The 19249-nt window shown below is 38.7% G+C and carries 14 protein-coding genes; 10 read left to right on the plus strand and 4 right to left on the minus strand.

Annotated elements, in window-relative coordinates:
* Nucleotides 1-26 precede the first annotated feature (26 nt).
* Nucleotides 27-2075, plus strand: a complete 2049-nt coding sequence (locus AC3QLY_RS05395; protein ID WP_288072105.1) for a PAS domain S-box protein — start codon at nt 27-29, stop codon at nt 2073-2075.
* A 1-nt stretch (nt 2076) separates the two neighbouring features.
* Here the strand turns inward: AC3QLY_RS05395 and AC3QLY_RS05400 are convergent, their stop codons facing one another.
* Nucleotides 2077-2496 carry a helix-turn-helix domain-containing protein gene (locus AC3QLY_RS05400; RefSeq protein WP_074420127.1) on the minus strand — a complete coding sequence of 140 codons (420 nt, stop codon included), beginning with the start codon at nt 2494-2496 and terminating at the stop codon, nt 2077-2079.
* A 119-nt stretch (nt 2497-2615) separates the two neighbouring features.
* On the opposite strand from AC3QLY_RS05400, the gene AC3QLY_RS05405 reads away from it, so the two are divergent.
* The 9 genes from AC3QLY_RS05405 to AC3QLY_RS05445 all read left to right on the plus strand — a co-directional run bounded on the left by AC3QLY_RS05405 (nt 2616) and on the right by AC3QLY_RS05445 (nt 14561).
* The gene (locus AC3QLY_RS05405; protein WP_492990857.1) at nt 2616-4673 is read left to right on the plus strand and encodes a PAS domain-containing sensor histidine kinase; all 2058 of its coding nucleotides are present in this window, start codon (nt 2616-2618) and stop codon (nt 4671-4673) included.
* Between the two features lie 201 nt (nt 4674-4874).
* Nucleotides 4875-6911 (plus strand): kojibiose hydrolase, encoded by a 2037-nt coding sequence (locus AC3QLY_RS05410; protein ID WP_492990859.1) that lies wholly within the window; start codon nt 4875-4877, stop codon nt 6909-6911.
* A gap of 31 nt (nt 6912-6942) precedes the next feature.
* Nucleotides 6943-7518: a hypothetical protein gene (locus tag AC3QLY_RS05415; RefSeq protein WP_288095753.1), complete on the plus strand. Its 576-nt coding sequence runs from the start codon at nt 6943-6945 to the stop codon at nt 7516-7518.
* Between the two features lie 284 nt (nt 7519-7802).
* Complete coding sequence (locus tag AC3QLY_RS05420) at nt 7803-9131, plus strand: vanadium-dependent haloperoxidase (protein WP_288095751.1); 1329 nt, start codon at nt 7803-7805, stop codon at nt 9129-9131.
* Between the two features lie 123 nt (nt 9132-9254).
* Complete coding sequence (locus tag AC3QLY_RS05425; RefSeq protein WP_492990860.1) at nt 9255-10208, plus strand: hypothetical protein; 954 nt, start codon at nt 9255-9257, stop codon at nt 10206-10208.
* 4 nt (nt 10209-10212) lie between these two features.
* Nucleotides 10213-11754: a vanadium-dependent haloperoxidase gene (locus AC3QLY_RS05430; RefSeq protein WP_288072096.1), complete on the plus strand. Its 1542-nt coding sequence runs from the start codon at nt 10213-10215 to the stop codon at nt 11752-11754.
* 131 nt (nt 11755-11885) lie between these two features.
* Nucleotides 11886-14093, plus strand: coding sequence for a TonB-dependent receptor family protein (locus AC3QLY_RS05435; protein WP_492990861.1), 2208 nt, complete (start codon nt 11886-11888; stop codon nt 14091-14093).
* Nucleotides 14094-14102: 9 nt separating this feature from the next.
* Nucleotides 14103-14363, plus strand: a complete 261-nt coding sequence (locus AC3QLY_RS05440) for a hypothetical protein (RefSeq protein WP_492990862.1) — start codon at nt 14103-14105, stop codon at nt 14361-14363.
* 48 nt (nt 14364-14411) lie between these two features.
* Nucleotides 14412-14561, plus strand: a complete 150-nt coding sequence (locus tag AC3QLY_RS05445) for a hypothetical protein (protein WP_492990864.1) — start codon at nt 14412-14414, stop codon at nt 14559-14561.
* 37 nt (nt 14562-14598) lie between these two features.
* Here the strand turns inward: AC3QLY_RS05445 and AC3QLY_RS05450 are convergent, their stop codons facing one another.
* The 3 genes from AC3QLY_RS05450 to AC3QLY_RS05460 all read right to left on the minus strand — a co-directional run bounded on the left by AC3QLY_RS05450 (nt 14599) and on the right by AC3QLY_RS05460 (nt 18987).
* A complete protein-coding gene (locus tag AC3QLY_RS05450) occupies nt 14599-16554 on the minus strand; it encodes an alpha-amylase family glycosyl hydrolase (protein ID WP_492990866.1) in 1956 nt (651 codons plus the stop codon).
* A gap of 29 nt (nt 16555-16583) precedes the next feature.
* Nucleotides 16584-17540 (minus strand): carbohydrate kinase family protein, encoded by a 957-nt coding sequence (locus AC3QLY_RS05455; RefSeq protein ID WP_492990868.1) that lies wholly within the window; start codon nt 17538-17540, stop codon nt 16584-16586.
* An 88-nt stretch (nt 17541-17628) separates the two neighbouring features.
* On the minus strand, nt 17629-18987 hold the full coding sequence (locus AC3QLY_RS05460; RefSeq protein WP_492990870.1) for an MFS transporter: 1359 nt from the start codon (nt 18985-18987) through the stop codon (nt 17629-17631).
* Nucleotides 18988-19249: the final 262 nt, after the last annotated feature.

Raw genomic sequence — 19249 nt, forward strand, 5'->3', positions numbered from 1 at the left:
ACCTACATCTTTTTATAAAACCTGCCATGAGAAGAATGCTGTTGAAACGTGTGCCGGTACGCTATGTATTAATTATTGCATATGGTATTTTATTACTGGGTTTAATGTATGTACAAATAGCCCAATACCGCCAATACCGGCGTTTATCTACTCAGTACAATCAAATTACGGGCAATAGTGTAGAAAAACTATCGCTGCTCATTAACCTGCGCCGGGGTAGTGATTATGTGCAAACCAATGTACTGCATTTGCTGTTAACCAAAGATGCTGAAGAGTTGGCAGCCACTCGAAAAATCATTCAGCAGGAGGTAGAACGCAACGATACCAAGATGCGTGAGTTTGAACAATTGGTTACAGCGCCAGAAGAAAAGCGATGGTTTGATAGTCTGTTGCAATACCGCCGTCAAAATAACGCAGTGCGTGTACGATTTATCAACAAAGTCATGGACGATAATTTTAATACTGCAAGGCAGTTTTATTTAGACAGCCTGCACCTTAGTTTCGAAAACATGCAAAGTACCAATTCTCAATTAGCTGCTTTTGTAAAAGATTCGGCCAATCACCAAAAACAAATGCTCAATAATACCATTGCTGCAGACAATACAACAATGCTGGAAGTAGGTGGATTGATTGTGCTGTTGTTGCTGGCTATGGGTATTGCCGTAATAAGAACCCTGCAAAAAATGAAAGAAAGCTATTTTCAATTGGCTGAAAGTGAGGCAAAATATCGCTTTTTGGCCCAGCATACCAATGAAATCATTAATTGTTGTGATGCCTCAGGTAAAATATTATTTGCTAATCAGGCATTTAAAGAAAAGCTGGGTTACGATGATGCTGACATTGCCCGTTTAACCATTCCTGAAATTTTAGATGAGAACAGTTTGCATACTTTTAATCCAGACCTGCGGCCTGAGGTAGATGGTACCATCATCAAAAACATACAGAAAACCTATAAAACCAAATCTGGCCAAAAATTGTATGTAGAAGGCAGTATCATTATTGATTATAAAAATCGTAAATGTGTAGTTGCTGAAGCTTTTTTTAATGATGTAACAGCCAAAAAATTATTGGAACAACAGCTCATTGCTTCAGAAGCCAAATACCGCAGCATTTTTGAATTAAGTCCGCTGCCTATGCTGGCTTATGATGCCAATTCCCATCAAATTTTACAAGTAAACCGGGCAGCCATATTGCATTACGGGTTTACTGAAACGGAATGGTGCGTAAAAAAAATTACAGACATTATTCAGGAAGAATATTTGCCGGATGCATTACAGATTTTAAAGCACATGCAACAATATGCAGCGCCTTATGGAGGATTCATGAAACACATAACCAAAAATGGGCAGGTAATTGAAGTAGAAATACGAGGTGTGCCTTTTGAGTATGAAGGAATACCGGCCAGGCTGGTTACCATGTTAGATGTTACCGAACGCAACCAAATGGAAAACCGTTTATCGAAAGCCATATTGGATACGCAGGAACAGGAACGTTTTCAGATTAGTGCGGAATTGCACGACAATGTAAACCAGATACTAACGGGGGCAGTATTTTCATTGGGGCTGTTGAATAAAACAGAGATGGATAGTAACCGGAAAGAAGCCGTTGAATCAGCACACAAATATATTAGCATGGCTATAGAAGCCATTCGTAAAATATCGCACCGGCTGGCACCACCTTCCTTTAATCTGGTTGATTTTAGTGACAGTATGCAAATGCTGTTGAACAGCATCAATATAGACCGGAAGTACCAGATAGAATTTGCGTACAATATTCCCCTGGAAACAAAAATGAAGGAAGATGTGATGTTAAACATTTACCGCATTTTGCAGGAGCAACTGAACAATATCCATAAATACGCAGCCGCCACCCGCATTGAAGTAAGCCTTAATATAGAAGCAGGCTGGGCAGAATTGTATATTGCTGATAATGGACAGGGTTTTGATATGCATGCCCCCCGCACCGGCATTGGACTGCGGAATATAGAACGTCGTGCCGCCTTATTTTCCGGCTATTGCCACATACAATCATCGCCCGGAAACGGTTGCAGTGTAAAAGTTTTACTGCCGGTTTAAATTATTTAGAAGATTGGTTGTTAGCATAAATCCTTTCTTCCATTTGCCGGTTGGCTAACTTTAATGCATCTATCTGCCCTTTCAGTGCTTCTATTACATGGTCTTTTGTTAATATGATTTCGTCTTTTAAAATGCAGAAGGGGCATTGGTGCAAATGGGTTAAAGATGGGATATTGTTGTGTTGGTGAAATGATTGAATGGGGGTGTTGGTTGGTTTTGATAAATCGGTATTCAATAAATCATATTCAGTAACGCCAAAATAATTGGCAATTTTGTGAAATAATTTTAAATTTGGAAAAGATTTTCCTCTCTCATAGTTGCTCCATGTTGTACGCTCTATGCTCAATTTTTCCTGTATTCCTTCTTGTTTTAGTCCACTTGCCTTTCTAAGATATTCCAGATTAGAGGAAAAATATTTCATTTTTTTTGTGATTTAATTTGGATTTTTAAATACATTTGACTTATATTTGTTTTACATTGTTTTTTTTTAAAATTCATGGCAATTTTAAAAGGATAATCTATTTCCCTTAAAAAACCATCATGCAAAATGCTAAAAAAGCCCCCTCTTTTTTATGGCTTTTAATTGCTGCATACGCAATAGTGTTAGGTGCGCTAATTTTGGTTCAATTGAACCAATATAAGCAAATTGCGAACCTGACAAAGCAATTTAATATAACAGCAGAAAATTCCATAGGTAAGTTATCACTTCTAGTTGATTTACGCAAAGAGACTGACTCCCTACAGGCAAACATGGTGCATTTATTGTTATTAAAAAATGAAATCAATCATAATAGTTTACAACCATTTAAACAAAAGGTTGAAGAATCGTCTCTAATATATCATCTTTTTTTAAAACAATTTAATGGTTCTGGTACAAAGAAAGAACATTACCAATGGTTGGATAGCCTGCAATATGCCTGGGAACAAAATTTTTCATTAATAGAAAAAATAATGTATCGGTTCCAGTATGCGAACCTGTCAGCTGCTATTTCATTGTATACCCAAAAGCAGCATTTTGCTTATGAAAAAATGCAGGATATTATTGCCCGGTTATCTGATGAAGTAAAAACAAAAACAACAGTTCAAAAAGCCGCACTTTCAAATTTGGTGGAAAGAAGAGAGCAAGCGTTTGAATGGGATGGTTTAAAAATTTTGATTTTATTGGCAGTATTAGGATGTATGGTATGGGTTTCTTTTATAAAGAGTAAAAAAATCTATTTTTTATTGGCAGAAAGCCGAAAAAAGTATAAGAAACTGTTGGAGTTTTCGAATGAAATAATCTATAAAATAGATGAAAAGGGCAATATTACTTATGCAAATAAATGCTTTTTGCAGACACTGGGCTATATGAAAGAAGAAATAAATGAACTGCCCTTCAAATCAATTTCCTCAGAAGGATATGCTATTATAGAAGCGCAAAAAAATAATTCAGGTAATGTATCACAAATCATTCTGCCTTTTAACAATGTAAAATTAAAAACCAAAGATGGCCATCCGGTATTTGTAGAAGGAAATATTACTTTATTTTATCAATCGAAACGGCTAATGGGTGGCGAAGCATACTTAAACAATGTAACTGAAAAAGTATTACTAACTGAAAGATTAAAGGTTTCGGAGGAAAAATACCGTAATGTTTTCGAATTAAGCCCACTACCCATGTGGATTTATGATGCAGCAACCCTTTTCTTTATACAGGTAAATGAAGCTGCTGTTCAACATTATGGTTATGCAAAAACAGAATGGCTGCAAATGAAAATATCCGATATTATTTATGCAAGAGATTTACCCGGCATTCAAAAAGTTTTACAAATTATTGAAAAAAAAAATGACGCACTCAACTACACATTGCAAAACCTAAAAAAAAATGGTACTATTACAGATGTTGAGTTAAGGGGCATTGAATTTAATTACGAAGGTAAACCCGCCCGTTTAGTAACGGTATTAGATGTTACGGAACGCAACCAAATGGGAAACCGTTTATCGAAAGCCGTATTAGATACCCAGGAACAAGAACGTTTTCAAATTAGTGCTGAATTGCACGACAATGTAAACCAGATACTAACGGGGGCGGTATTTACATTGGGATTGTTGAACAAATCGGAATTAGATAGCGGGCAGAAAAAGGCTGTAGAAACAGCGCACAAATATATTAGTATGGCCAATGAAGCCATCCGTAAAATATCGCATCGGCTGGCGCCACCCTCTTTTAATCTGGTTGATTTTAGTGATAGCATACAAATGTTACTGAATAGCATGAATATTGACCGCAAATACCGGATAGAATTTGCTTATAACATAGAGCCAGGTATTAAGATGAAGGAAGATGCCATGCTGAACATATATCGCATATTGCAGGAACAACTGAATAATATTCACAAATATGCTGAGGCTACACTAATAGAGGTTAGTTTAAATGTAGCAAATGATCGTGCAGCATTATATATAGCCGATAATGGTAAAGGGTTTGATATAAAAGCCCCCCGTACCGGCATTGGCCTGCGCAATATAGAACGCCGGGCTGCCTTATTTTCCGGCTATTGCCGCATACAATCATCGCCCGGAAACGGTTGCAGTGTAAAAGTTTTATTGCCGGTTTAGCATCCTCTGGTGTTTGCATTTCAATTAATTGATAACTTGCAGTCTGATGATATCGTACAGCATAAAATATTGGTATGCTGTATCCTCATCCACTATTTTGTTTGCAATTGTCATTGTATGAAATGATTCTTTACAAAATTAAATGCTAAACGTAATAATGAAGGATGCATTTCATGTGCTAAAATCAATAAATGTAAACGCATGAAAAAAATAATTGTATTGCTGCCGGTATATCTATTGTGTGTAACAATCTTTGCACAAACCAATGTTGATTCCTGGAAAATTACAGCCGACTCTATTAACCCTTCTAATTATTACGGCGTTACGGTAGCCAATGGAATGATCGGCATTGTATCTGCAGCCGAACCGTTTAAAGTGAAAGATGTGGTACTGGCCGGTGCTTATGATACTTATGGCCGTGGCATGGTGAGTAATTTTTTACGCAGCTTTAATTTGCTGAATATGCAAATGAGTATTGACGGGCAACAGGTTGATAAAAATAATATCAGCAATATGCACCAGGTATTGGATATGCAGCATGCTAATTTTACCACCAACTTTCAATACGGGGCAAAAGCAGATGTTAGTTATACTTATTATTCTTTAAGACAGTTGCCTTTTACGGTTTTAATGACAGTAACCATTACTGCCAAAGAACCTATTACCATTGGTGCAGCCAGTGTAATGGAGGCGCCGGATGCTTTGAGAGATGTGGAAAATTATTACAATCAAATCGATCGGCCGCATGTGCTCATCAGTTTATTGACTTCTTCTGCCAAAAGTCCTACCGGTAAATTATTGTTGTGTGCATCCAATAGTTTTATGTTCGATGAGCCGCATGGGAAGGAACCATCAATCATTCATGAAATGTGGGATAATAATATGCACCTAATGAAGTTTTCCAAAACATTAAAAGCAGGTGAAACTTATACCTTTAGTATTGTAGGTTCTTCTATTACATCCGCTCATGATGCCGACCCATTGAATGAAGCCCAACGATTAACCATTTTCGCTAAGCTGCAGGGTCGTAAAAGATTAATTGCTTTTCATGATAAAGCCTGGGATGATTTATGGAAAAGCGATATTACTATTACTGGCAATCCGCAGGATCAGCAGGATGTACACAGTATGTTGTATCATCTCTATTCTTTTGTTCGTGAAGGCACCGATTTAAGTCCTTCGCCTATGGGTTTATCCGGTTTAGGTTACAATGGCCATGTGTTTTGGGATGCCGATTTATGGATGTTCCCGGCTATTTTGGTATTACACCCTGAAATGGCTAAAAGCATGATTGAATACCGGTTTCAACGTTTGGCTGCTGCCAAACAAAATGCATTTGAGCATGGTTACAAAGGCGCCATGTTCCCTTGGGAAAGCGCAGCTACCGGTGTAGAAGAAACACCGGTATGGGCTTTGAGTGGTCCTTTTGAACACCATATTACCGCTTGTGTGGGAATTGCCGCCTGGCAATATTATGAAGTAACACAGGATAAGGTTTGGCTGAAAGAAAGGGGGTGGCCGTTATTGAAGGCGGTGGCTGAATTTTGGAGTAGCAGGGTAGAGCGCAATGGCCCCGGCCATTTTGATATTAAAGATGTAGTAGCAGCAGATGAATGGGCCGAGAATGTTGACAATGATGCTTTTACCAATGCTGCCGCCAAAGCGGTATTACAATATGCTACCACAGCAGCAGGTATTGTGGGTGAAAAGGCAGATGATGACTGGGCTTTTGTAGCAAAAAATATTCCAATACTGCATTTTGAAGATGGGGTAACCAAAGAACATGCTACCTATAACGGAGAAGGCATTAAACAGGCTGATGTAAACTTATTGGCCTATCCCTTAAAAGAAATTACAGAACCTGTACAAATCAAAAAAGATTTGGAATATTATTCGGCACGTGTACCCGACGCCGGAACACCAGCCATGACGCAGGGTATATTTGCCTTGCTGTATGCCCGTTTGGGCGATGGTGCAAAAGCCTATCACTGGTTTAAAGATGCGTATATTCCCAATTTAAATCCACCATTTCGGGTAATTGCAGAAACCAAGGGCGGCACCAATCCTTATTTTGCAACCGGTGCCGGTGGCATTATACAAAGTGTGCTCATGGGTTTTGGCGGATTGAATATAACAGAAAAAGGTATCACACAAATTCCTTCCGTATTGCCCAAGCAATGGAAGAAGCTAACTATTACGGGTGTAGGGCCGGAGAAAAAAACTTTTACGGTTCAATAAAAATATCCTATTTTCATCCCTCATTTTTGAATTGAAAAAGATTGCTTCCATAGTATTATTGGGCATGTTGCTGTTTAACTGGGTGGGTTACCGCTTTGTGATGGATTATTTGGAAAACCGCGCCGATATTGCTTTTCAATCACAATTAGACGATAACCAATACAACGAAAAAGACCTAATCAGCATCAAGGTACCGGCCGCTTTGCCTTATGGTGCCAGTTCCCAAAAATTTGATCGGGTAAATGGAGAAATTACGGTAAATGGCATTACTTATGCTTACGTAAAACGCCGTTTTTATCAGGATAGTTTAGAGGTATTGTGTATTCCTAATTTTGCTAAAACCGGCATTAAAAATGCCAGAGATGCTTTTGCAAAGTTGGCAAATGATTTTGTGAACAGCAGTTCTTCTAAAAAAGATGCCGGACACCAAGCCCATACAGTTAAACCTGTAGTACAGGATTATACCCGTCCTTCCTGTTACACCTGTCAACATCCTACTTCTTACACGCTATCTGTTTTTTCTGCCTATCGGCATCAACTCTATCAGTTTATATTGATTAAACAATTAGACAAACCTCCGGAATTATCTGCTGCTACACTTGCATAGTGTGTGCTATTTCTTCTCTTTCATTTTTTTAAAAAGGTGTTTACAAGTTTATTGCATTCAATTGCAACAAATACGCATTGATTGGGATTCAAATTCCCTTTACTGCTGCATTATTTGCAATGGAAAACATATCGTACTGTAAACATGAATAACAACCACACCATTGGTAATAGAAATAACCGGGTGTGTGTAAATATAACTGTCAATAAATTATTGAATGAAAATTGTTGGGTTGTCTGGCACTCAATGCCAAGCAGTCTGCAATACTGTAAAATATGGAATGCATGTCTGTAAGATTATTTGCTTTGGGTTTTTCATTTCTATTGTTAGTGGCTTGTTCTAATAACAATGCGTATAAAAAAATCGTACAAAATCCGGAATTGTTTACCCATACTGTTCATGAATTAAATACGGTGGTAATGGGTAATAATTTTGGCCCTGTGGTAGCTTCCAGAAATTATGCCTATGCAGCTATTGCCGCATATGAAGTAATTGCTGCCGGTTATCCCAATCAGTATCAGTCGCTTAAAGGGCAGTTGAATGGATTGAATGCGATAGCACAGCCCGATACCACACAGCCTATTGATTATGATTTTGCAGCAGTATTGGCTTATTGCAAAGTGGGTGAAGCGGTTACATTTCCGGAAGGTAGTTTGAAAAGCTACGTGGATAGTTTGGTGCAGTTGGTAAAAAAGAATGGTATGAGTAATGCCGTATATACCGCTACAAAAAATTATGCAGATGCAGTAGCACAATCTATTATAGCATGGAGCAAAAAAGATAATTATGCTGAAACCCGCAGCATGCCTAAGTTTTCGGTGATTGACAGCCCCGGCAGATGGGTACCCACTCCACCCGCTTATGCCCAGGCCATGGAGCCACACTGGAATTTAATAAGACCCATGGTAATGGACAGTGCCGGACAGTTCAGAGCAGAAAAACCTTTGCCCTTTAATGTTACAGACAAAAAAAGCCCCTATTACTTACAGGTAAAAATGATGTTGGACAGTTGTACTACACTTACGCCTGAACAAAAACATATTGCTAATTTTTGGGATGATAATCCGGGCAAGCTGAATGTAAACGGACATGCCATGTTTGTATTTAAAAAGTTTTCGCCTCCGGGCCATTGGATGAGTATTACCGGCATTGCTGCAAAAAAAGCAGGAGCAAATTTTCCTGAAACAGTATATGCTACTGCCAAAACTGCCATCGCTTTGTTTGATGCATTTATACAATGCTGGAATGAAAAATACACTTACAATACCATACGTCCGGAAACAGTCATCAATAAATATTTCGATCCTAACTGGCGCCCCGAATTACAAACGCCGCCGTTCCCGGAATATACCTGTGGGCATTGCACCATTTCTGCATCAGCTGCTGAAGCTTTAACCAGTGTATTTGGCGATAATTTTCCTTATACTGATTCTACTGAATTAGAATTTGGTATTCCCAGCAGAAGTTTTACTTCGTTTCGGCAGGCAGCACAGGAAAATGAAAAAGCCCGTTTTTATGGTGGCTTACATTACTGGTATTCCTGTGGACAGGGGCATAACAGCGGTATTAAAGTTGGCAATCTGGTTGTGGAAAAATTGAAGATGAAAAAATAGCGACGCATCTTTTGTGAAGGTCATCTATTTATGCAAATGGATAACACAAAAAGCCTGATTTGATAGTTGCAACAGGTTGCAAACATCAAATCAATTTAGCAACCACAAACTAACTGAACAAATATGAAAATAACATATAAAAAATTATTTTTTTTCTCGATACTCATGCTATTATTACAAAACATACAGGCACAAACAGAACAAGATGGCATTATGATGGCCAAACAAAACTGGTGTACCGGTTTTGTGTACAATTACAATAGCTGGAACCATTACTGGGAAGGTAGTTTCAAAAGAGACAATGCCAATTTAGGTACTGTTTCTACCCAATCGGTAGCTTTTATGGGCGCTTATGGAATTACTGGTAAGTTAAATGTATTATACAGCTTGCCTTATGTGCGTACACATGCCTCTGCAGGCACTTTGCATGATATGGAAGGATTGCAGGATGCCGGTATCTGGATAAAATGGCAGGCCTGGCAAAAGAAAGTACAACAACAAAAATATACTGTGTTTTTAACCGGCGGCTATTCATTTCCTACCACCAATTATCAGGCAGATTTTTTGCCACTTGCTATTGGTGTAAGAAGTAAAACTGCTTCTCTGCGTTTAATCCTCGATTATCAGAAAAAGAATTTTTTTGTAACCAGTACAGCAGCCTATGCTTACAGAGATAATATATACATCGACAGGACAGCTTATTACACCACTGAAATGCATTATACCAATGAAGTGGCTATGCCTAATATAATGTATGCAGGCATTCGCTTTGGTTATAGAAAAAAAGAAGATTATGCTGAATTTATGTTAGTCAATACCACTACGTTAGGTGGTTTTGATATTAGGAAAAACGATATGCCTTTCCCTAGTAATAAAATGAATACTACCATAGTCGGTATCAATGGAAAATATGCCTTTCCACATTTCCATCGTATTGCACTTACCAGCAGTGTGAGTTACACAGTTACCGGAAGAAATGTAGGACAGGCAACCAATATGACAGTTGGTATTTTTAAAGTATTTGATTTTGCTTCTGCCAAACAAAAACAAATTAATCACAACCAATCAACCAACTAATTGTATGAAAAAAATTATATTTATATCAATCGTTGCAGTTACAGCCATTGTATTTGCTTGCAACAAAAATGCGCCGGATATTACGGCCAACCTTTCACCCCTACAGCCACAAAATGTAGACCTCAATGCAGGGAGTTGGAAAACTATTTTATTGCCACGCCCCGATACTTTTGCTGTTGCGGCTCCTAATCCGGTAAGTTCAGCCGATTATAAAGCAGAGTTGAATGAAATTAAGGGATATCAAAAAAATCTCACCTCATCGCAAATGGCCACCATTCAATATTGGGCCGCCGGCGGTGTATTAAGGTGGAATGAATTAATGCGGGGCCTGGTAACCAAATACAATTTGCCCGCCTATCAAAACCCCGATAACAGCTATCCTATTCCCAATGCCAATAACCCATTTGCCTATCCGCTGTTTCCGTTTGCCAATCCGCCTTATGCAGCACGTGCTTATGCTTATATCAGCGCAGCACAATACGATGCGTTGGTAGCATGCTGGTATTATAAAAAATTATACAATCGTGCAGCACCTTATACCAATGATAGTACTATACAGGCAAAAGTAACTACTTCAACCTTGCCATCCTATCCATCTGAAGCTGCAGTAATGGCCGGGGTAACGGCTGAAATGATGAAGTTGTTATTCCCTACAGAGATTGCCAATATTGAACAAAAAGCAAAGGAACAGGAATTGTCCATGATGATGGCCGGTGCTGCAACACGCAGTGATATTGCTGCCGGTGAAGCATTGGGAAGACAGGTAGCAGAAGTTTTTATTGCACGGGCTAAAGCCGATAATGCCGGCAAAGCCGTAGGCACCTCCACCGACTGGAAAAATTTTGAAACGGTTGCAATGGTTAAAGGTGAGATACCCTGGTATAGCTTAGAATCTCCCAAACGACCACCCATGTTGCCATTGTTTGGAAATGTAATACCATTTTTATTTCCTGCTGCAACAGTACCCTCTTTTCGTCCGGCTCCTCCACCCGCTACACATGGTCAGGCTGTACAACAGGCTGCTGCAGAAGTGTATGAAAAAATAAAATCACCCACACGTGAAAATATACAGCATGTTCAATTTTGGGCTGACGGGGTTGGTACATTTACACCTCCAGGCCACTGGGATGCCATTGCTGCGCAAGATTTTATTACAAAAAACTTCAGTGAAGTACGTTGGGCTAGAAATTATGCTTTATTAAATATGGCATTAATGGATGCTGCCATTGTATGTTGGGATGTAAAATATTATTATTTTAATCCAAGGCCCACACAAATGAATCCTGCCATTAAAACATTAACAGGCATACCTAATTTTCCATCTTATATCTCCGGCCATTCTACATTTAGCGGTGCTGCTGCCACTATTTTGGCACATATTGTACCTGAACAGGCCGGCAAATATTGGGCAATGGCCAATCAGGCTTCCATGTCAAGATTAGAAGGAGGTATTCATTATAAAGTGGATTGTGATACCGGATTAGTAGTGGGTAGTAAAGTAGGCAATTATGCTGTTTTGCGTGCAAAACAGGATGGCGCCGAATAAAAATATGTAATGTTTTCGATTAAGTTCATCTAGCGTACCCCTTTGTTTCTACAAGGGGGGATTTTTTAAAAATCAAATTCAATATAAAGCATTTTTTTGAATGTAACACTATTTTTTAAATGTATTCTGATATGAAATTATTACGCGTTGCATTTTTTTGTACACTGTTTTTTCTTTTCAATAATCAACTCTTTGCTCAAGAAAATTTAATGAACAATGATACAATACCCGTAAATGATTTGCAGGAAGTGATTGTAAACTCAACCCTTCGCGATTCGGTACAATTTCTGCCCGATCTAAAAGGTGTTGCAGTATTTGCAGGTAAAAAAACCAATCTCATCAGACCTAATACAACACAAGCCAATCTGGCTCAAAATATGGTAAGGCAGGTTTTTGCAAAAGTACCCGGATTAACCAGTTGGGATATGGATGGTGCCGGAACACAATTAAACATTGGTGCAAGGGGAACCGATTCGCACCGAAGTATTGAAATGAATATGCGTCAAAATGGGTACGTTACCAATAGCGATATTTTTGGTTATCCTGAAAATCATTATACACTACCCTTAGAAGCCGTGCAGGAAATTCAGTTTGTCCGCGGTTCTGCAGCCTTACAGTATGGCAGTCAGTATGGCGGCATGATGAATTTTATTATCAGGCAAGGCGATAGTACCAAACCCATATCGGTTGAGAGTAATCAAACCGCCGGCAGTAACGGATTTTACAATTCGTACAATGCAGTGGGTGGCACAACCGGTAAAATAAATTATTATGCTTATTATGATAACCGGCATGGCAATGGCTGGCGCCCTTCGCAGGCATTTGATTATCATGCCTACTATGCCAATTTAGAATATCGTTTTAACGATAAAGGCAGTATTGCTTTTCAGTTTTCGCGAATGCGCTATGTACAACAAATTGCAGGCGGTTTAACCGATGCACAGTTTGCACAAAATCCCAGACAATCCTTGCGCAATCGTAATTTTTTTAATCCGGAAATTAATATTCCTGCCATTATTTTTAAATACCGCTTTTCACCCAATACCAAATTGCAGGTTACAGCTAATGTCTTGTTCGGCCAACGCAATAGTGTTCAGTTCATCAACACACCTAATATTGCCGATACCGTGAATAAACAATTGGGTTCATATAATCCCAGACAGGTAGATCGGGATTATTACAGCAGTTTTTCAACAGAAGCCAGATTGTTGCATTCATATAAAATTGGGAACGTAACAAGTACGCTGGCAACCGGTTTCCGTTTGTCTTCAGAAGTTACCAGACGAGATCAGTTAGGTGTGGGCACTACCGGCAGTAATTTTGATTTGTCGTTAATAGCACCTTATGGTAACATGTTGCGGTTTCATACCAATAATGCGGCAGCATTTGCAGAAAATATTTTTCAAATTACACCGCGGTTTTCTGTTACACCCGGTTTTCGGTATGAACTGATTCAATCTGATTATACAGGTGTTACCAATCATGCCACAACAGCTGTGTCATACAATGGCAATCGTTCTTTTCCGTTGTTTGGAACCGGTCTGCAATTTCAAAGTACAAAAACCACGCAGTTCTACGCCAATATATCGCAGGAATACCGGCCATACCTCTATTCGCAAATAACACCGGCCGACAGGGTAGATGTGATTGATCCTAATTTAAAAGATAGTAAAGGCTATGATATCAGTATAGGCTACAGAGGAACAATTAAAAATATATTGCATTTTGATGTGGATGTATTTCGGGTATATTATGGCAACAGAGTGGGACTAATTACAAAAAATGATGCGAACCGTAATCCCTTTTTGTATACTACCAATATTGGTAATGCGGTTGCTAAAGGCATAGAAGCCTATGGTGAAATATCCTTAGCCGCTTTGTGGAAGAGAAATAATAAACAAAAAGATATTCGTTTATTTAATTCATTAGCCTATACCCATGCCCGTTATATCAGTGGTGAATCAAATGCCAACGGCAATAATGTGAATTTAACAGGCAATACGGTAGAGCATGTGCCACAATGGGTAAATAAAACCGGCCTGTCGTTATTGTTACATCAGTTCACTACTACAATGCAATATAGTTATACAGATAAATCGTACAACGATGCTTTAAATACGGTTAACAGTGCCAATGGTGTTACAGGTGTAATTCCTTCCTTCGGTTTGTGGGATTGGACAATAGGGTATGCATTTTTGAAACATTACCAGATAACCGGTGGAATTAATAATCTGTTGAATTTAAATTATTTCAGTCAGCGTATCACTTTTTATCCGGGCCCCGGCATATTACCGGCTGATGGAAGAACTTTTTTTATTTCTTTTTCTGTTAAAATGTAAAATTTTTTTATGCAACAACAAACTGTATCTTCTGCTACTTATTCTAATGTAAAAATTCCGGCTGTTAAGATTTTTAATACAATTATCTGGTTTAACCGACTGGCTTTATCCATTGTATTTATTTGGTTTGGTTATTTAAAAATTATACAGGTATCGCCGGCGGAAGCGTTGGTGCAACATTTACACAGCATTACAGTAGTAAGGTTTATTCCTATTAATATTTTTTTAATACTATTGGGTAGTGTGGAAGTGGCAGTAGGTATTTTATAGTTGTTTCCTAAATTAACCAAACTGGCATTTGTATGTTTTGGTTTACACATGTTTACTACTTTTCTGCCATTGATTTATTTGCCTGCGGATACCTGGCAACATGCCTTTGTGTTAACACTTACCGGGCAATACATTGTTAAAAATATTGTATTGATAGCCAGTGCCATTACCATTTGGTATGCAAGAATCAGCCGCTAAAACCTTTTGCGGCTGAGACTATAATTGAAAGCAACTATTATTTTTCTTCATAAGGTTCTAATAAAAACATACCATATGGGGGTAGTATTAAATATTCATAATCTGCACCAATGGTGTACACTTGCTGATTGAGATGATTGAATAATTGTTTTGGAATATGGCCATGTTCTTTAAATGTATACCAAGTTAAGTAGGACGCTTTGTTACTGTAATTAAACAATGCGTAAACACGTTGATTACCATAAGCCCGCATAAAACCGGCAACATGAATATTGTGTGGGGTTAACCAGATGATGTTACTATAATCACTTAAAATGGGCAACTGTTTTCGTAACTGCAGCAACTGTTGTGTTTGTGTAAAGATGCTGTTTTCAATGGTGCCGGTTGTATTTCTTTTTTTGTTTTTATCCCAATCAATCAATGGCCGGTGCATCCATCTGTTGTCATAACTTTTGCCCGGATCATGCAGATAGCTGTAATCATTGGTATAGCCCACTTCATCTCCATAAAACAACATGGGCAATCCACCCAGAAAAAAAGTTTGTGCCTGCATCATCAAAATTTTGGCAATTGATTCTTCAATAGCTGCTGCATTCTGATTGGCCAGTGCAGCTTCTAAACCGCACAACGATGCCAATGAACCGCTGATTCGTGCATCCTGTGTTTTAGGATTCACTGAAAACAAAGCACCACGTGCCGGTGATTCTTCTATATTGCCTGAATAATAATTTTTTAAATATCGGCGGTGTTCGTATGGATTAAAACCTGCTTTACGAATACTGTTGTCTTCATACCCCAGTCCAATATCATCGTGGCAACGGGTATACGTTATCCACGATGTGCCAAATGGTTTTTTTACCAAATCTTCCTGTGCAGCCAGCATTACCCGAACATCCTGTGTGGCCAATGCATCCCATTGCAAAGCCATTTGCGTGGCATTGTAGGCAAAATCACATTCATGTGCAATGAATAATCCTGTTCCAAAATATTGCATAATTTTTTTAGGTGCAACAATGGCTTCTCCCAGTAATGCCATGCCAGGGGTGGCTACTTCCACACAACATTTTATCAGTTGCAGCAAGGCATGTGCCTGTGGTAAATTTTGACAGGTAGTGCCAATTTCTTTCCAGATGAATGCAGGCGCATCAATGCGTAAAATATCTACACCCAAATTGGCATAAAAAAATATATTGTCTAACATCACCATAAACACTTCGGGGTTTCTATAATTCAAATCCCATTGGTATTGATGGAAAACAGTCATTACCCATTTGTTGCATTCAGGCACATAAGTAAAATTTCCGGGTGCTGATTCGGGAAAAATTTCCGGCATAGATGCATCATACTGATCGGGTATATGCCGATCGTTGAACATGTAATAAAAATGCTGATATTTTTCATCTCCTTGTTTTGCCTTTTCTGCCCATTCGTGTTTGTGAGAAGTATGATTCAAAACAATATCGAGCATTACATACATTTCCTGTTTCTGCATTTTTTGCTGTAACTGTTGCAAATCTTTCAAAGTACCAAAACGTTCATCTACCTTTCTGAAATTAGATACGGCATATCCGCCATCACTTTCATGCAGCGGACTTTCGAACAATGGCATCAGGTGCAGCACATTCACGCCTAATTCAGTAAAATAATCTAATTTGTTTTGCAAGTTTTGCAAGTTGCCGCAAAATCGGTCCACATATAAACTCATTCCTGCCAATTGATTACTTAAAAACCAATGCTCCTGTTGTAATTTTTCGGTATCTCTTTCCAGAAAGGGTTGGGGGCGTTGTTGATAAGCGGTGATGATTAACTGCATCAACTGCTGCCAAATGATATCGCATTGTGGATGTTGCGCATATAACTGCAGATACAATGATTCTATAGCCGTTGCATTGGCAATAAAACGTGCAAAAAATGCACTGTCTTTTTTTGAAATATCTAATGATTGTTGCTGCAGTAGTTCAACAATCTTATTGTGTAAATTTTTCTGATACACTGCCGGTTTAATTTATAGGATGTAAAAATTTAAGCTTTAAAAATATCACTATTCAAATGTTTAAATGCCTCCATCGCGCCCATGTAGGCACAGGTTCTGGCACCGGCCTTATTGGCGTTGATAACAATTTCCTGCCAGTTGTTGATGTTTAGTTGCATTATGTTGTTTTTTTCTACACAACTTAACTGGTATAATACAGCGCCAACAAATGCATCGCCTGCACCGGTGGTATCCACCACTTCAACGGGTATGCTGGGTATGGTAATTTGTTTTTTTTGATAGCACAATAATGTACCCTCTTTGCCTAAAGTAATACAGAATACTGCATTTGAAAAATTAGCCAGCCAATTTGCCGCATCGGCAACAGAACTGCAGCCCGATAATAACATTGCTTCTTCATCGCTCACCTTAAAAAAATCGCTTTCTTGTAAAAAGTACAACGATTGATGAATAAAATTTTGTTGTTGGTGCGCAAAAAGCAAATGCCGGTAATTGGGGTCAAAACTTACAAAACAATTTTTTGCTTTGGCTTCTTTTAAAAGGGTGCGGTAAGTTTCTTGTAAGGGGCCCGGTAAAAATGCAGTGGCAGACCCAAAGTGAACAATGCCGGTATCGTTAGTAAGCATTCCATGGGTTTCCTGTTGCATCAAATAGCCATCCGCACCGCGGTTAAAAACAAAGTCACGCTCACCATCTTCTTTTAATGAAACAAATGCAAAAGTGGTAAAATGCTCGTTGCTGGTATGCATCCATTGGGTATCTACACCAAAATCCTGCATCGTATGTATCAATTGATGCCCAAAGGGATCATTACCTACTTTGGCCGCTAATTGTATCCTGCCGCCAAGCGCTGCAATAGCTGCTGCCACATTGGTAGGTGCGCCGCCTGTTTTTTTCAGAAAATGTTCACTGGTTTCCAATGATTTTCCTTTATCGGTACAAATCATGTCTATCAACGCTTCGCCTATACAAATAATGGTATGCATAATTTTATTTTTATGTGTTCAGCTTTTGTTTTTCATGGCATTGCCTCTTGTGTCACTCACTGCATCGGTCAGAACAATGATGCGCTGTTTAATGTCCTCCACCCGATGCAGCGGGTATCAGTTTGTCGTCATCCATCTTTCCTCTTTTTATCAATGTAGTGGCTACAGCAGCCAGCAATAATAATATTCCCGCAAAGGCTATAGCGTTAGTGGGTTTATCAGACAGTAACCAGTGGTACACAAATCCAAATGTGGTAGTTTGTAAAATCATGGGTATTACAATCATCATATTAATAATGCCCATGTACACTCCATAACGTTCTTTCGGTATACTGCCCACTACCATAATGTAAGGTACCCCCATCATACTGGCCCAGGCAATACCAAAGCCAATCATGGGTACAAACAATAATTCTTTTTGTACAATATGTGGAAATATAAGCAGGCCAATTCCTGCCATGAGTAAGCAAAGAATATGCACATACTTAGCACTTATTTTTTTGGCAAGCCACACCAGGCCAAATGCAGAAACAAAAGTAACAATATTGTAAAAGCCGTTTACTTTTCCGGCCCAAACAACGGCTTGTTCATATAATTCGGCATTACCATCGGGCGTAGTGTGAAAAACCGATTGGGCAATGCTTAACGATACAAATTGCCAATAGCAAAACATGGCATACCATTGAAATAAATAGACTAATGCCAGTAACCACATAATGCGGGGCATATCACCAATAGCCAAAAATATTTCTTTCATGGAAGCAAAAAATCCTGATTTTTTTGCCCGCAGTTCAGCCAATTCTTCTGCTGTGGGCGGAATTTCAGGGGTGGTACTGACCGACCATACCACGCTTACAATTGAGCAAATAGCACCCACAAAAAAAGAGCCAAATACCCAGTAAGGAATACCTGAACGTCCATCGCTGGTGGTGCTTTCACCGGTAATGATGTTTTTAAAAAATCCAAGGGAGAGATTGGCTAAGGTAATACCCAGACCTGTAAAGAAACTTTGGGTTAAAAATCCCATAGCTCTTTGTTTTTCGGTTAGTTTGTCGGCTATAAAAGCACGGTAAGGCTCCATAGCCGTATTATTCGCAGCATCTAAAATCCACAATAAACCGGCGGCCATCCACAAACTGCGGCTAAAGGGAAAAGCAAACAGGGTTAAACTGCAAAAAATAGCACCAATTAAAAAAAATGGTTTGCGCCTTCCCCAGCGCGGATGCCAGGTTCTGTCGCTAATTGCACCAATTAATGGTTGAATCAGTAATCCGGTCATGGGACCGGCTAAATTTAATAGCGGTAATTCTTCAGGCCGGGCATGTAAAAACGTGTACAACGGATTTATGGCAGTCTGCTGTAAGCCAAAGCTGTACTGGATTCCAAAGAATCCTACATTCATATTAATGATTTGCCAGAAACTGAGTTTTGGTTTCGTAAAGGCCATGTATTTGGTTTAATCGTTAGCAGTTGTTACCTGTAATACTTTTTACCAAAAGCTTGCAAAAAACAAATGGTATTAAAGATAAGAAACACCAAGTTCCAAGTATGATTTATGTAAAGGCGCAATCGTTTGCTGTTTACATTTTGTAAAAGGCCAATTTTTACTGCTTATCCTCAATTATTTCAACTTTATCGGAAAAAATAGTTAAAAAAATTTTTCTATTGTGTAAAAAGTACACAAATTTGTATGGCATTGTGTATAAATA

Source organism: Hydrotalea sp. GW822-HT8A01, assembly GCF_058798575.1.

Bases quoted from the DNA above. Each gene is read 5' to 3' on its own strand.
- AC3QLY_RS05395 (WP_288072105.1), top strand. From the start codon at position 27: ATGAGAAGAATGCTGTTGAAACGTGTGCCGGTACGCTATGTATTAATT.
- AC3QLY_RS05400 (WP_074420127.1), bottom strand. From the start codon at position 2,496: ATGAAATATTTTTCCTCTAATCTGGAATATCTTAGAAAGGCAAGTGGA.
- AC3QLY_RS05405 (WP_492990857.1), top strand. From the start codon at position 2,616: ATGCAAAATGCTAAAAAAGCCCCCTCTTTTTTATGGCTTTTAATTGCT.
- AC3QLY_RS05410 (WP_492990859.1), top strand. From the start codon at position 4,875: ATGAAAAAAATAATTGTATTGCTGCCGGTATATCTATTGTGTGTAACA.
- AC3QLY_RS05420 (WP_288095751.1), top strand. From the start codon at position 7,803: ATGTCTGTAAGATTATTTGCTTTGGGTTTTTCATTTCTATTGTTAGTG.
- AC3QLY_RS05425 (WP_492990860.1), top strand. From the start codon at position 9,255: ATGAAAATAACATATAAAAAATTATTTTTTTTCTCGATACTCATGCTA.
- AC3QLY_RS05430 (WP_288072096.1), top strand. From the start codon at position 10,213: ATGAAAAAAATTATATTTATATCAATCGTTGCAGTTACAGCCATTGTA.
- AC3QLY_RS05435 (WP_492990861.1), top strand. From the start codon at position 11,886: ATGAAATTATTACGCGTTGCATTTTTTTGTACACTGTTTTTTCTTTTC.
- AC3QLY_RS05440 (WP_492990862.1), top strand. From the start codon at position 14,103: ATGCAACAACAAACTGTATCTTCTGCTACTTATTCTAATGTAAAAATT.
- AC3QLY_RS05445 (WP_492990864.1), top strand. From the start codon at position 14,412: ATGTTTACTACTTTTCTGCCATTGATTTATTTGCCTGCGGATACCTGG.
- AC3QLY_RS05455 (WP_492990868.1), bottom strand. From the start codon at position 17,540: ATGCATACCATTATTTGTATAGGCGAAGCGTTGATAGACATGATTTGT.
- AC3QLY_RS05460 (WP_492990870.1), bottom strand. From the start codon at position 18,987: ATGGCCTTTACGAAACCAAAACTCAGTTTCTGGCAAATCATTAATATG.